This window comes from Methylobacterium sp. Gmos3 (genome assembly GCF_056430985.1).
On record NZ_JBWJYL010000004.1, the window covers coordinates 310916 to 325143 of the forward strand.

A 14228-nucleotide genomic window follows, 5' to 3' on the forward strand; every position below is an offset into this window, starting at 1 on the left:
TCCGGCAGATTCAGTTCGGGCCGGCAGTGGCGAGACCGACCTGTGAGCACGGTGACCGATACCGTCATCTCCACGAGCCGACCGGCCGCGGGCCATACTGACCGCGACCTGCCGGATTTCGTGCGCCTCTCCTACATGGTCTTCGTGCTGGTGGCCCTGCTGAACCACGCGTGGTTCACGGACCTCAGCGACCCCACGCCGATCGGCGAGGTGGAGGGCGGCAGCCTCGCGACGCAGCTCCTGTTCGGGGGCATGATCCTCGTCGGCATCCCGATGGTCTGGCACCTCGGCCTGCAGCGCCTGCGCCCGGTGGCGAGCCTGCCGGTGCTGCTGTTCGGCGGCTGGCTGCTCACGACCTCGCTTCTCGCGAGTGACCCGCTCCTCTCCCTCCGGCGCCTCGCGCTCTACGTCATCGCCGCCTTCCTCGCGGTGAGCCTGCTCATCGTGGCGCGTTCGGCGCGGCAACTGGCCGATGCCTTCGCCATGTCTGGGTTCACGGTGCTGGTGGCGAGCTATCTCGGCCTGCTCCTGGTGCCCGGCCTGACGATCCATTCGCATTTCGACCTGACGGGCGAGATCGGCCACGACGGGCTGTGGCGGGGCATCTTCTCCCACAAGAACGAGGCCGGCATGGCGATGACGATCCTCGTCATCTTCGGCCTGTTCATCGCCGCCGTCCGCAGCGGCTGGCTCGGCTGGACCATGGTCGTCGGGGCCGGGATCTTCCTGATCGGCAGCGGATCGAAGACGCCGATGATCACCCTGGTGATGGTGCTGGCGATTTCCTGGCTGTGCGGGATCCTGCACTCGCGGATGGCGCGGATGCTGCTGCTCGTCGGCCCGGTTCTGGTGCTCATGACCATCACCATCGGGTCTATCGTGCTGCCGCCGGTGCGCGCGGTGCTCGATGTCGTGCTGCCCGACGCGACCTTCACGGCCCGTAACGAGATCTGGTCGTTCGCGATTGACAACATCAGCCAGAAGCCGCTCACCGGCTTCGGCTTCGGTGCCTTCTGGCTGACCGAGCGGACGGTCTACGCGTCGGTGGTGAACCCGGATTCCAACTGGGTGCAGATGGCGACCCAGGCACACAACTCGTTCCTCGACGCGGCCCTTGCGATGGGCCTGCCCGGCTTCCTGCTGACGTTGATCGTCTTCATCGCGCTGCCGACCCGGGATGTCCTCTATCGCCTGCCGCAGGGTTCGGCCGACCCCTCGGCCGAACTGTTCCTGCGCCTGTGGCAGATGGTGCTGCTCTCGGCGTCGCTGGAGACGATCCTGTTCAACCCGAACACACCCGCCTTCGGCATGATCGTGATGGCGATTGCCGGATTGCGGATTCTCACCGTCCGCCCCGTCATCGTGTGAGCAGGCTTCGGTAGGGCTAATTTTCGATAAGTGTGATCCGTCGCTTTTAGGCGCAGATTTTGGATCAACTTATAGCGTCAGCTTGCTAAGCTCGATAAAGCGCCGAAATCGACGGGCGGAATGGTCCGATCGGCGGTGCAATCCGGACCTTTCCGCCATGTTCGATCAGCGCTCGACGCCTGCCGTGAATATACATCCAAAGGTTGAAGCGCTGCCCGCACTGACGGCCTTGCGGTTCTTCGCGGCAGCCTATGTCGTGGCTTTCCATTATACGCCCTACTACTTCCCCGACGCGGACGGCAGCGGCTTCATCGGTTTGGGCTATTCGGGGGTGACGTTCTTCTTCCTGCTGTCTGGTTTCATTCTCGCCTATAATTACAGCGATGCTGACCTCAGCCAGAAGCCGGCTCGCACGCTGTTTTACCGGGCGCGGTTCGCGCGGGTCTACCCGGTCTTCCTGCTGGCACTGGTGATCCACGTTCCGTGGTTTCTCGCCTGGACGATGAAGCAGCCGATGCCGCTGACGGCCCTGATGGCCTCGGGCGCCGTGCTGGCGCCGCTGGGGATCCATGCCTGGGTGCCGGGGGCGGCCTGCTCCCTCGATTGCCCCAGCTGGTCGGTCTCGGTGGAATTCTTCTTCTACGCCCTGTTTCCGATCCTGCTGCCGTTGGTCCTGCGCAACCCGAAGCGGATCGCGCTCGCCACACTCGCCTTCTGGGTCGCCGCCGCCGCGCTGGCGACCGCCGTCTGGCAGGCATCGAGCGGCGGCGTCTCGCTGATCGCCCCCGAACCGGGCGGCATCCGCCCGGTGCTGATCGCCGAGTTCGTGAAGTACTTCCCGCTGCTGCACCTGCCCGAGTTCATCGCCGGGTTGCTGCTGTACGCGGCCTGGCGCCATGTGAGCCTGCCTACCCCGCTCCTGCTCGCGGTATCCGCCGGTTTCGGAGCGCTGATCGTGGCCGGCAGCGGCTATATCCCCGATCCGATCCTCCACAACGGCATCACGATGCTCGCCTGGGCGCCGCTGATCCTGGCCTGCGCTGCGATGCGTCGGGGGCCGATCTGTTCCCGGCCGCTGGTGTTTCTGGGCAAGATCTCCTTCGCCCTCTACCTGCTGCACATTCCGGTCTTCGCCCTGCTGAACACGGCCGACAAGGTGCTGCTGCACGGGTGGCTCTCGGGCCGTCCGTGGGCCGGGATCGGGCTGGCATGCCTCGGGAGCCTCGTGGTGGCGACGCTGGTGCATCTGACGGTGGAAGAGCCGGCCCGGCGTCGGATCCTGCGTGGCGCCCGTCCTGCACTGGAACGGCCGATCCCGGTCGCCCGCGCCGGGGCGTGACGTCTCACTCCGGTAGGGTGAACACCACCAGTGAATCGCCCGTGCCGAACCCGGACGACTGCGTGTAGGACGCGCCGCCCGCCGCGACCGCCACGTATTGCCGCCCGTCGATGGCGTAGGTCATCGCCGGGCCGCTGATGCCGGCGCCGCATTGGAAGCGCCACAGGACCTTGCCGGTGGCGGCATCGTGGGCATCGAGATGGCCGTCCTCCTCACCCGAGAAGACGAGCCCGCCGGCGGTCGCGAGGGTACCGCCGGAGAGCCGGCTGCCCGATTTCACCGACCACGCGATCCTGCCGCCGCCCTTCAAGTCGACGGCGGTGAGGGTGCTGAACGACGGCTCGCCCTTGGCGGCGCTCGTCTCGGTGAAGCGGATTTCTGGGCGCCCCGGCCCAGCGGGGACGGCGTTGACGGTGTAGGTCGTGGCCCCATGGCGGACCTGCACATAGGCGAGATTGCCATCGTAGGCGGTGGGCGGCCACGACACCGCCCCGAGCGGCCCCGGCGCCACGACCGTGCCCTCGGTGCTCGGCGGGACGAACAGGTTCTTCTGATCGAGCAACGGCTCGGAGCGCTCGAGCAGTTTGCCGCTCGCCCGGTCGTGGACATAGATCCAGCCGGTCTTGCTCGCCGAGGCGACGGCCTTGGTGCCGTTCGGCCCGTCGAGCAGGAAAGGCGGCGCGGCGACGTCGTAGCCCCACTCGTCGTGCGGCACCTGCTGGTAGTACCAGCGCAGCGTCCCCGTGTGCACGTCGAGGGCGACGAGGCACATCGTGTAGAGGTTGTCGCCTGGCCGGGTGAGGCCGAAATTCTGCGGCGCCGGGTTGCCCGTGCCGAGGAAGAGCAGCCCGAGGGCGGGGTCGTAGGCAGGCGTCATCCAGAGGGAGCCGCCGCCAACCCGCCACGCGTCGCGGTTGGCGGGCGCCGCGGCCTTCTCGGCGGCGATGTCCCGGTGCAGCGGCTCACCGTCGGCGGTCTTGTCCACGAAGCCGCCCTCCCACCCCTCGGAGGGGGTGACGTACCAGCGCCAGCGCTCCTCGCCGGTCTTGGCGTCGTAGGCGGCGAGCCAGCCCCGGCGGCCGTAGCCGCCCTCGATGCCGACCACCGCGCCACCGTCGAGCCCGCCCTTCGGGTCCTCGACATGCAGGCCGTAGCCCGCGCCGGTCACGCCGACGATCACCAGCCCCTCGGCCACCAGCGGTGGCATCTTGAAGCCGAGGCGGCTCGACCCCTGCACCGGCTTGCCGCCGAGCTTGTCCGCCAGGCCGGAGGCCGTCTCGGTCTCGCCCTCCTCCGGGCGGACCGCCTCCTTGTCCCACACAACCTTGCCGGTCTTGGCGTCGAGGGCGATGAGCCGCCCGTCCATCGTCGCCTCGTAGACGAGGCCGTCTGCGACGGCGACGCCCCGGTTCGAGGGCGGCCCGAAGATCTTGTCGGTGCGCGGCTTGTGCAGGTAGGTCCACAGCACCTTGCCCGACTTCGCATCGAGGGCGGCGACATTGTTCTGCGTGGTCGAGAGGTAGAGCGCGCCATCGACCATGATCGGCTGCGCCTGGAAGTAGCCGGTCACGCCGGTCTGGAACATCCAGGCGGGGCGCAGCGTCGCGACGTTGCCCCGGTCGATCTGCGCCAGTTCCGAGAAGTTGCGGTTGCTGTGATCGTGCCCAAACGCCGGCCAATCGGTCTCGGCGGCATGGGCTGGGGTGGCCAGGGCGAGGAGAAGCCCTGGCAGTCCAATCAACTTCGTCACGGCGCTTCCCCGATTGATCTTGCCCGCTCAACTCGGGCGTGACGCGCAGGACGACAAGGGACGCGCCACATCCGGAAGCGTCCCGCCGCCCTGGATTGCTTCGCTTCGCTCGCAATGACGGCGGTGGGTAGGGAGGGGTGTTAAACCCCCTTTCGCGCCGCCCGGTCGAGCTGGTCCGGCGTAGCCTGCGCGCCCATGGCCCGCGCCATGTCGGCAGCGCTTTGGCCGGAGGCGTCGCGCAGGTCCGGGTTCGCGCCGCGGGCGAGCAGCAAGTCGACCATTTCCGTGCGGTCGAACATCGCCGCCGTCATCAGCGCGGTGCGGGTGCCGTCGCCGACCCCGTCCACCTGTGCCCCGTGTGCGAGGAGGAGTTCGGCCATGGCGAGATCGCCCTTGAAGGCCGCGCCGGCCAGGGGCGTCTGACCCCGGTCGTTGGCGAGTTCGGGATCGCCCCCGGCTTCGAGGATGACCCGCGTCGCCTCGTGCTGCCCGTTATAGGCCGCGAGCATCAGCAGGCTGTCGCCCTTGTCGTTGCGCAGGTTGGCCGGCAGGCCCTGCCCGAACAGGGTGGCCAGTTCCTCCGCATGGCCCATCCGCGCGAACTGGAAGACCCGGCCGACGAAGGCGAGGGTGTCGGAATCGAGTTCGGGCTTTTGATCGGTCATGGCGCGCGCGTGTCGTCCGCGAGAGGGTTGCGGCCCGGTAGATGGGGCATCCGCCGCCGCATTGTAGCGGCGGCTCAGCCGCGCTTGCGCCCGCCACCACCCTTGTACTTCGGGCGCTGGCCTCCGAGCCCCTGGGTCGAGCGCGGCTTCGGGCGCTCCTGCCAGAGGGGCGTGTCCGCCGGCAACTCGCGGTCGGTGCCGGGGCCCATGTTGTCGAGGTCGGGCTTGCTGATCCGGCTGCCCCCGCGCGGGCCCTTCGTGCCGTAGCGACCGGCCTCGCGCTCCACGTCGCCCTGGCGGGCCATGGGATCGTCCGAGACCAGAAGCTCCGTTGCCTGAAGGCGCTTGAGCTCGTCGCGCAGGCGGGCGGCTTCTTCGAAGTCGAGGTCGGCGGCGGCGGCGCGCATCCGCTTCTCGAGATCGGCGAGCACCGCCTTGAGGTTGTGGCCGACGGTGATCGCGTCCTTGGCGAGCCCGGTATCGACCTGAACGTGGTCGCGCTCGTAGACACTGTTGAGGATGTCGGCGATGCCGCGCTTCACGCTCTGCGGCGTGATCCCGTGCTCCTCGTTGTAGGCGAGCTGCTTCGTGCGGCGGCGCTCGGTCTCGGCCATCGCCCGCTCCATCGAGCCGGTGATGCTGTCGGCGTAGAGGATGCAGCGGGCATCCGCGTTGCGCGCCGCCCGGCCGATGGTCTGCACCAGGGAGGTTTCCGAGCGCAGGAAGCCCTCCTTGTCCGCGTCGAGAATGGCCACCAGGGCGCATTCCGGAATGTCGAGACCCTCGCGCAGGAGGTTGATGCCGATCAGCACGTCGAAGGCACCGAGCCGCAGGTCGCGGATGATCTCGATGCGCTCCAGCGTGTCGATGTCCGAGTGCATGTAGCGGACCCGCACGCTGTTCTCGTGCAGGTACTCGGTGAGGTCCTCGGCCATGCGCTTTGTCAGCGTCGTCACCAGGGTCCGGTAGCCGGCCTGGGCGACGGCCTTCACCTCGCCGAGGAGGTCATCGACCTGGCTACGGGCCGGGCGGATCTCGATCACCGGGTCCACGAGGCCGGTGGGGCGGATCACCTGTTCCGCGAAGACGCCGCCGGTCTGCTCCATCTCCCACTTGCCCGGCGTCGCCGAGACATGGACCGATTGCGGGCGCATCGCATCCCATTCCTCGAACCGCAGCGGGCGGTTGTCGAGGCAGGAGGGCAGCCGGAAGCCGTACTCGGCCAGGGTCGCCTTGCGGCGGAAGTCGCCCCGGTACATGCCGCCGATCTGCGGGACGGTGACGTGACTCTCGTCGGTGAAGACGAGGGCATTGTCCGGCAGGTACTCGAACAGGGTCGGCGGCGGCTCGCCGGGTTTGCGCCCGGTGAGGTAGCGGGAGTAGTTCTCGATGCCGTTGCAGGAGCCGGTGGCCTCGATCATCTCGATGTCGAAGGTGCAGCGCTGGTCGATGCGCTGCGCCTCGATAAGCCGACCCATCCGGGTCAGCTCCTCGATCCGGCCGTTCAACTCGGTCTTGATACCCTTGATCGCCTGCTGCAGCGTCGGGCGCGGCGTCACGTAGTGCGAGTTGGCGTAGACCTTCACGAACTTGAGGTCGCTGATCTTCTTGCCGGTGAGCGGATCGAATTCCACGATGGACTCGATCTCGTCGCCGAACAGGCCGATCCTCCAGCCGCGATCCTCCAAGTGGGCGGGCCAGAGTTCGATCACGTCGCCCCGCACCCGGAAGGTGCCACGGGCGAAATCGGACTGGATTCGCTTGTACTGAAGCGCCACGAGGTCGGCGACCAGCTGGCGCTGCTCGATCCGCTCGCCCAGCGTCACCGTGAACGACATCGCGGTATAGGTCTCGACCGAGCCGATACCGTAGATGCACGAGACCGAGGCGACGATGATGACGTCGTCCCGCTCCAGCAGGGCGCGGGTGGCCGAGTGGCGCATCCGGTCGATCTGCTCGTTGATTGAGGATTCCTTCTCGATGAACGTGTCCGAGCGCGGAACGTAGGCTTCCGGCTGATAGTAATCGTAGTACGAAACGAAGTACTCGACGGCGTTGTCGGGGAAGAACGCCTTGAACTCCCCATAGAGCTGCGCCGCCAGGGTCTTGTTCGGCGCGAGGATCAGCGCCGGGCGCTGCGTTTCCTCGATGATCTTCGCCATGGTGAAGGTCTTGCCCGAGCCGGTGACGCCGAGCAGCACCTGGTCGCGCTCATGCTCCCGTACCCCCTGGACGAGGCTGGCGATGGCCGTGGGCTGGTCGCCCGCCGGGGAGAATTCGGACTTCAGGACGAACTTGACGCCGCCCTCGGACTTGGCCGGGCGCTCGGGGCGGTGGGGCGTCCAGGTCTGGCCGTTCTTGAAGAGCGGGTTGCCCTCGATGAGCAACCGTTCGAGCGCCGTGACCGTCGCCGAGGCGCCGCCATCGGCCACGGGCTCATGGTCGGACACGCCCGCCGGGGCGGGGCCGTCCTCCGGCCCGGTGAGGCCGAGGGCCTGGGCGAGCTTGGGATCGATCTCGGCCGCGTCGCCCACGGTGAAGCCGGCCTGCGGCGCCTCGGCGAACCCCTTGCCGCCCTTCTTGCGCCCGGCGGGCTTGCCCGGCCGCGCGCCGCCGACATCCGGCGATTTCGGCCGGGTGCGGTTGAGGGCGGGATTCAGGAGCTCGGCCAGATGGCTGTCGAGCGGTTGCAGGACCGGCTTGTCGGCCTTCGAGGAGGTGGCGGCAGCGCGGGGCTTTCTCGGCGTCGGCATGGGAACAATATGGGACGCCGGCGCGGCGGGAGAAAGGCGCTCCGACGCCAAGATCGACGATTGCGGCCGGTCCGCCAGCCGACAATTTCCGAATTCCCTGTTTCAACCATGCTTGCGACCGGACGGGCCGCGCGATACTTCAAATCCAAGGTTTGCGATGCGCGGGGGTGGCAGGTGCAGGACCTCGACAAGGCCCTGGCCGATATCGTGGCGATCCGCACCCAGATCGCCCGCGATACGGCGTTTCGTGGCCTCGGCTCCGCGACGCTGGCCGCGACGGGCGGAATTGCCCTGGCGACGGCGGCCGGTCAGGCCCTTTGGCTCGGGAACGCCGTCGCTCGGCCCGGCCTGTTCTTCGGCCTCTGGATCGCCGCTGCCCTCGTCGCCTTCGCCCTGATCGGTGTCGAGACCCTGCGCCGGACGCGACGGCTCCATTCCGGCCTCGCCGACGCGATGGTCCTGAGCGCCATCGAGGTGTTCCTGCCCTCGGCCGGGGCCGGTGCCTGCCTCGGCCTCGTCATCGCCCGCTTCGCCCCCGACGAGATCTGGCTGCTGCCCGGCCTGTGGCAGGTGCTGGTCGGCCTCGGCCTGTTCGCCTCCGCGCGGATCCTGCCCCGAGCGGTGCAGGGTGTCGGGGCGTGGTATCTCCTCGCCGGGCTGACGGTCATCGCCGTGTCGGCCGGAACGCAGGCGCTCTCGCCCTGGGCCATGGGCTTGCCCTTCGTGATCGGCCAGGGGATGCTGGCGGTGATCGTGCAGCGTGCGGGAGGGGCCGATGTCGACCTCTGACCGCGCCACGGGCCGCTTTTCCTATGACGGGCTCGACCGCATCATCCACGAGAAGGCGCGGCTGAGCGTGCTGACCTCGCTCGCCGCGCATCCCAAGGGCTTGCCCTTCCCCGATCTGAAGCGCCTCTGCGGGCTCACCGACGGCAACCTCAGCCGGCACCTTTCGGTGCTGAGCGAGGCGGATTTCGTGAGCCTCGAGAAGGGCGTGTCTCACAATCGACCGCAAACGATCTGCCGCCTGACCAGCAGTGGACGCCATCGCTTCCTGGGCTATCTCGCCGTGCTGGAGCAAGTCGTGCGCGATGCGGCCCGTGCCGCCGAGCGCGCCTCCGATCCCGCCCGACAGAACGGCCTCGGTTCGGTCACGAAACCGGCCTGACATCGCCAGACCGCTCAGCAATCGTTAACCGGGATCCGATGCACTCGCCTTCCGCCGACTCGTCCGGAGACTTTACGATGCAAAGCGAAGCGGAGCCTCGCGCCCTGCACGCCGCCATCATCATGGACGGCAACGGCCGCTGGGCGACGGGTCGCGGGCTACCGCGCATCGCCGGGCACCGACGGGGTGTCGAGGCGATTCGCCGGACGGCGGAAGCCTGCCCCGATCTCGGCATCGGGACGCTGACGCTCTACGCCTTCTCCGCCGATAATTGGCAGCGCCCGGCCGACGAGGTCGGCGGGCTGATGCGCCTGCTGCGGAGCTACCTGCGCAACGAGACCCAGCGCCTCGCCCGCACCGGCACGCGGCTGAGCGTCGTCGGACGGCGCGACCGCCTCCCCGCCGGCATCCCGGAGGCCATCGACGCCGCCGAGGCCGCGACGGCGGAGGGCAAGCGGCTGCACCTGCGGATCTGCGTCGACTACTCGGCGCGGGATGCGATCATCGCGGCGGCGCGCCGCCTCGAAGGCGATGAGGTGACCCGCGAGAGCTTCGGCGCCCTGGTGGCGGGGGAGATGCACGGCTCGCCGGTCGAGGTCGATCTGCTGATCCGCACCGGCGGCGAGAAGCGCCTGTCCGACTTCCTCCTGTGGGAGGCGGCCTATGCCGAGTTGCACTTCACCGACCGGATGTGGCCCGAATTCGGCCCTGACGACCTGAGCCTCGCCGTGGCAGATTTCGCGCGGCGGGACCGTCGTTTCGGCGGCCTGAAATCGTCGCGTGTGCCGGTGGCGGCCTGACCCGCCTCGCTTGACGTCGGTGGCGTGAGGCGCAGAGGCTAATCGCATGAGCCTGCCGCTTGCCCGCCGCCGCATCCTCCTCGTCATCGGCGGGGGGATCGCGGCCTACAAATCCCTCGACCTGATTCGCCGCCTGCGCGAGCGCGGGGCGAGCGTGTGCCCGGTGCTGACGGCGGGGGCGCAGGAATTCGTGACGCCGCTGGCCGCCGCCGCCCTGGCCGGCGAGCGGGCCCATACGGACCTGTTCGACCGCGCGAACGAGGCCGAGATCGGCCACATCAAGCTCGCGCGGCAGGCGGATGCGGTCGTGGTGGCGCCCGCCACCGCCGACCTGATGGCGCGGATGGCCGGGGGGCACGCCCCCGACCTCGCCTGCACCATCCTGCTCGCGACGACCCTGCCGATCCTCATCGCCCCGGCGATGAACGTGAAGATGTGGGCGCATCCGGCGACGAAGCGGAACCTTGCGACCTTGCAGGGCGACGGTGTGCGGGTGGTCGGACCCAATGCCGGCGCGATGGCCGAACCCGAATCGGGCCCGGGCCGCATGGCCGAGCCCAATGAAATCGCCGACGCGGTGGTGGCGATGCTGGATGAGGCGGCGGGGGAGAAGCCCGGCCTCGGCTTCCTCGCCGGACGCCCCGGTCCGGCGCTGCCGCGCCCCCTCGCCGGCCGGCGCGTGCTGATCACCTCCGGCCCGACGCACGAGCCCATCGACCCGGTGCGCTACATCGCCAACCGATCCTCCGGGCGCCAGGGCCACGCCATCGCGGCGGCGGCGGCCGAGGCGGGCGCGGCTGTGACGCTGGTGTCCGGACCCGTCGCCCTGCCGGATCCGCCGGGGGTGACTATGGTCCGCGTCGAGACGGCGCGGGAGATGCTGGCCGCTGTGGAAGCAGGCCTGCCCGTCGATATCGCGATCTTCGCCGCCGCCGTTGCCGATTGGCGCCCCGAGATCGAGGCGACGGAGAAGAAGATCAAGAAGGACGGCTCGGGCCCCACGCCCCTGGCGCTCGCCGAGAACCCCGACATCCTCGCCACCATCGCCCACCGCACCGAGGGACGCCCCGGCTATGTGGTCGGTTTCGCCGCCGAGACCGACTCGGTGCTCGATCATGCCCGCGCGAAGATCGCCCGGAAGGGCTGCGATCTCATCGTCGCCAACGATGTCTCGGCCGAGGGCGGTGTGATGGGTGGCGCGGAGAATGCGGTGCATCTCATTTCGCGCGACGGCAGCGTCGAATCGTGGCCGCGCGCCGCAAAGGAGGACGTCGCCCGCCGGCTGGTGGCGCGGCTGGCGGAACTGCACGCCGCGTCGTGAAGGCTCAGATCGTCATGGCTTCGCTGCGCGCGCAACGACGGAGTGGCATTTAGGCCGCTTCGAGGAAGACGAAGTCCGTCTCGGCTGGCAGCGCGTCGAGGGCCTCGGTCAGTTTCGCGACTAAGACGGTGATCGCGTCCGGAAAGAGCGCCGGGTGCTCCAGGCCGAAGGCCGTATCCAGGGCCGGCATGATGCTCGACAGGATCGGGTGCCGCGACCGCTCCGGCGCCGGGCCGGCGTCGACAGAGGCGGAAATTGCCCGGAAGGCGAGCATGGCGGGTGGTGATCCGGTGCGAACGCCCTCGGTCGAGAGCGCACGGTCAAGCTGCGCTCCGCCGGTTGAACGGCGGCTGAAGGGAATCCTTACGGAAAGGTTATCCCCAGGTCGCGTTAACCAAGTGGGCGGCCTGGATTGCGCCGCCCGCATTGCCTCGCGCCCTCCCCCGGTTCTAGAAGCCCCCGAAGGCCGGTGGTTCGAGACCGGCTCAGGGAGGATCGATGACCCGCCTGTCCCTCGTCGCCGGAGCCGTATTGATCGCCATGACCGCATCAGCCAACGCCGCCGAGACCGTCACCACGCCGACCGGTCTCAAGTACCAGGACGAGGTGGTGGGCACCGGCCCGCAGCCGAAGGCCGGTCAGCAGGTCACCGTGCAGTACACGGGCTGGCTCGATGAGGGCGGCAAGAAGGGGAAGAAGTTCGATTCCTCCCGCGACCGCAACCAGCCCTTCTCCTTCACCATCGGCGCCGGCCAAGTGATCCAGGGGTGGGACCAGGGCGTGATGACCATGAAGACGGGCGGCAAGCGCACCCTCATCATCCCGCCGGAGCTGGGCTACGGCGCCCGTGGCGCGGGTGGCGTCATCCCCCCGAACGCGACGCTGATCTTCGACGTCGAGCTGCTCGGCGCCAAGTAAGGCGTGAGGGCTGCGCGGGCGTAGGGAACGCGTTTCGATGCTGTTCGCGCAGCTGTCCGACGACCTCTTCCGGCCCCTTGCCTCGCCGAGCCGCGCCTTCAACGCGGCTCTGCTCCTGCATCTGCACCGGAAGGTGCTCGGCGCCGAGCCGGTGCGCAAGGCCGAGCTCCTGGCCGAGATCGGCGACTTCGCCGCCGGCTGGAGCGAGCCCGACGTCCATGGCGACGAGCCTGTTCCCCCCGATCCGGTCGAACGCCGGGCCGTGCCCTATCGCCGCCTGCTCGATGCCGGCTGGCTGATCGAGCGCCGCGAGCGTTACGTCCCCGTCGTCGAGTTCGACCCGGAGGCGCGCCTCCTCCTCGAAGAACTGTCCCGCCTCGAACGGGGCGAGACGCGCTCCTATGGCGGCGCCGTCCTCGATGTGCTCGGCGGCCTCGAATCCGCCTTGGCCGATCCGGCGAACCGCTCGGAATCGCTCGCCAATGCCGCCCGCGCGGCCGATGGCTTCCTCGCCCACGTCCGTGGCCTTGCGGCGGGAATGCGCAAGGTCGAGGAGCGCATCCTGCGCGAGCCCGACCGGGCGGCCTCGTTCCGGCTGTTCTTCGAGGAATTCGTGGAGCGGCACCTGATCCGCGATTATCGGACGCTCCATACCCGCTACAATCCGTTCCGCTTCCGGGCGAGCGTCATGCGCCTCGCGCACCGGGCGCTGGGCGATGCGCTCGGCGTGCGCGCCCTCGCCGAGGGGGCGGTGCGCGAGGGCCGGGCGGCCGACTTGCTGGCGGGCGAGAGGGCGGTGCGGGCCGACCTCGCCCAGATCCTCACCGTGTTCGAGGGCGTCGACAGCCACCTCGACGCCGTGGACGCGGTGGTGGTGCGCCTCGAGCGCCGGATCGGCGCGACCTTGCGCTACGCCGAGGCGCCCGACCCCGGCACCGTCGAGCGCATCGCCGCGCTGCTTCAGGTGGTGGGCGAGGAGGACGATGCGCCCGACGTACCGGCCGACCTCTCCCTCCTGCGCCCGCCCATCGGCGAGGCGCACCTGCAATCGCCCCGCGCCCGGCGGGCGGAGATTTTCATCGAGGCGCTGCCCGATCTCGATATCGATCCGGCGGTGGATGCCTTCGCCGCCGCCAAGGCCGATTTCCGCCGCCGGGTGACGGTGACGCCGGAGCGGATGCGCGACTTCGTGGAGGCGCGTCTGACGCGCGGCAAGCCCCTGCGCGGCTCGCTCCTCGCGATCGACGATGTGGACGATTTCGTCGTGTTCCAGCGCCTGCGCGAGATCGACCTGCTGTTCGAGGGCCAATTGGCCGACGCCTATGCCGTGACGCACCTGACCGAGCGGCTGGTCAATGGCTGGCTCGACTGCCCGGATTTCGTGGTCGACCGGCGCAATCGGGGAAGCGCCCGTGCTTGAGCCATTCCGCGCCATCATCGACGGCGACGAGCCCCCTCCCCCCGGCTCCCGCGCCCCCGACGCCGAGGAGCTGATCCGCGCCCTTCAGGTGATGCTGAAGGCGCAGGTGATCTACGCCGACACGCCGGGGATCGGCCGCGCCTACGAACTCGCGCGCCACTACGCACCGTTCTTCACCGACTATTTCGCCTGCCTCGGCTACGCGCTGACGGTCGCCCACCGCGACCAGATGGTGTCCCTCAGCCCGGCGGCGGATGCCCCCCGCTACGACATCGCGGGGGAGCGCCTGCGCAAGGACGAGACGCTGGTGCTGCTCGCCCTGCGGCTTCTCTACGAGGAAGGCCTGCGCGACGCCCGCGTCGGCACGGACGGCATCGTGGAATGCACCACGGACGAGATCGTCGAGAAGATTCGCACCGCCGCGCGCAACGATCCGCCCGACGAAGGGCGACTCGGGGAAATCCTGCGCCTCTTCGCCCGGCGCGGCGGCCTGAAGCTCGGCGAACGCGACCGGATCGAGCGCGTCACGCCGCTCGCCCTCCTCCCCGGCCTGACGGTGATCGCCTCCGACGCGTGGATGGAGCGCCTGCGCGGCTGGGCCGATGCGCGTGGGTAGCGGCTGACAATTCACTTCGCTCGCGATGACGGGGTGGGGCGCGACCGCAGCTCATCCATGTCCGACGAACACCGGAAACACGAGCAGATCCCCCGAATGCTATCCCTTGC

13 protein-coding genes are annotated in these 14228 nt (G+C 69.2%); 9 read left to right on the forward strand and 4 right to left on the reverse strand.

Annotated features, from left to right (window positions below; translation table 11 throughout):
* The first annotated feature begins 42 nt into the window (after window positions 1-42).
* Both ACS5Q7_RS10410 and ACS5Q7_RS10415 read left to right on the forward strand, forming a co-directional pair.
* On the forward strand, window positions 43-1368 hold the full coding sequence (locus ACS5Q7_RS10410) for an O-antigen ligase family protein (RefSeq protein ID WP_478339239.1): 1326 nt from the start codon (window positions 43-45) through the stop codon (window positions 1366-1368).
* A gap of 184 nt (window positions 1369-1552) precedes the next feature.
* Window positions 1553-2707, forward strand: coding sequence for an acyltransferase family protein (locus ACS5Q7_RS10415; RefSeq protein WP_478339240.1), 1155 nt, complete (start codon window positions 1553-1555; stop codon window positions 2705-2707).
* Between the two features lie 4 nt (window positions 2708-2711).
* On the opposite strand, the gene ACS5Q7_RS10420 is transcribed toward ACS5Q7_RS10415, so the two are convergent.
* The 3 genes from ACS5Q7_RS10420 to uvrB form a co-directional block, all read right to left on the reverse strand.
* Window positions 2712-4457 carry an outer membrane protein assembly factor BamB family protein gene (locus tag ACS5Q7_RS10420; RefSeq protein WP_478339241.1) on the reverse strand — a complete coding sequence of 582 codons (1746 nt, stop codon included), beginning with the start codon at window positions 4455-4457 and terminating at the stop codon, window positions 2712-2714.
* Between the two features lie 140 nt (window positions 4458-4597).
* Complete coding sequence (locus tag ACS5Q7_RS10425; protein ID WP_478339242.1) at window positions 4598-5122, reverse strand: ankyrin repeat domain-containing protein; 525 nt, start codon at window positions 5120-5122, stop codon at window positions 4598-4600.
* A 74-nt stretch (window positions 5123-5196) separates the two neighbouring features.
* Entirely contained in the window at window positions 5197-7875 is a 2679-nt protein-coding gene (gene uvrB, locus ACS5Q7_RS10430) for an excinuclease ABC subunit UvrB (protein ID WP_478339243.1), read from the reverse strand.
* Window positions 7876-8049: 174 nt separating this feature from the next.
* Here uvrB and ACS5Q7_RS10435 point away from each other — a divergent pair, with 174 nt between their 5' ends.
* The 4 genes from ACS5Q7_RS10435 to coaBC all read left to right on the forward strand — a co-directional run bounded on the left by ACS5Q7_RS10435 (window position 8050) and on the right by coaBC (window position 11164).
* A complete protein-coding gene (locus tag ACS5Q7_RS10435) occupies window positions 8050-8664 on the forward strand; it encodes a hypothetical protein (protein ID WP_478339401.1) in 615 nt (204 codons plus the stop codon).
* On the forward strand, window positions 8651-9043 hold the full coding sequence (locus tag ACS5Q7_RS10440; RefSeq protein ID WP_478339244.1) for a transcriptional regulator: 393 nt from the start codon (window positions 8651-8653) through the stop codon (window positions 9041-9043). The genes ACS5Q7_RS10435 and ACS5Q7_RS10440 overlap by 14 nt, the downstream gene beginning before the upstream one ends.
* A gap of 77 nt (window positions 9044-9120) precedes the next feature.
* The gene (locus ACS5Q7_RS10445; RefSeq protein WP_478339245.1) at window positions 9121-9843 is read left to right on the forward strand and encodes a di-trans,poly-cis-decaprenylcistransferase; all 723 of its coding nucleotides are present in this window, start codon (window positions 9121-9123) and stop codon (window positions 9841-9843) included.
* A gap of 46 nt (window positions 9844-9889) precedes the next feature.
* On the forward strand, window positions 9890-11164 hold the full coding sequence (gene coaBC, locus ACS5Q7_RS10450; RefSeq protein WP_478339246.1) for a bifunctional phosphopantothenoylcysteine decarboxylase/phosphopantothenate--cysteine ligase CoaBC: 1275 nt from the start codon (window positions 9890-9892) through the stop codon (window positions 11162-11164).
* 49 nt (window positions 11165-11213) lie between these two features.
* On the opposite strand, the gene ACS5Q7_RS10455 is transcribed toward coaBC, so the two are convergent.
* On the reverse strand, window positions 11214-11438 hold the full coding sequence (locus tag ACS5Q7_RS10455; RefSeq protein WP_478339247.1) for a hypothetical protein: 225 nt from the start codon (window positions 11436-11438) through the stop codon (window positions 11214-11216).
* A gap of 224 nt (window positions 11439-11662) precedes the next feature.
* On the opposite strand from ACS5Q7_RS10455, the gene ACS5Q7_RS10460 reads away from it, so the two are divergent.
* From ACS5Q7_RS10460 to ACS5Q7_RS10470, 3 genes are read left to right on the forward strand one after another with little or no spacing between them, the layout of a single operon-like run.
* Complete coding sequence (locus ACS5Q7_RS10460) at window positions 11663-12082, forward strand: FKBP-type peptidyl-prolyl cis-trans isomerase (protein ID WP_478339248.1); 420 nt, start codon at window positions 11663-11665, stop codon at window positions 12080-12082.
* A gap of 37 nt (window positions 12083-12119) precedes the next feature.
* Window positions 12120-13502 (forward strand): Wadjet anti-phage system protein JetA family protein, encoded by a 1383-nt coding sequence (locus tag ACS5Q7_RS10465; protein ID WP_478339249.1) that lies wholly within the window; start codon window positions 12120-12122, stop codon window positions 13500-13502.
* A complete protein-coding gene (locus ACS5Q7_RS10470; RefSeq protein WP_463849881.1) occupies window positions 13495-14118 on the forward strand; it encodes a DUF4194 domain-containing protein in 624 nt (207 codons plus the stop codon). Before ACS5Q7_RS10465 ends, ACS5Q7_RS10470 begins: the two co-directional genes overlap by 8 nt.
* The last annotated feature ends 110 nt before the right edge of the window (window positions 14119-14228 follow it).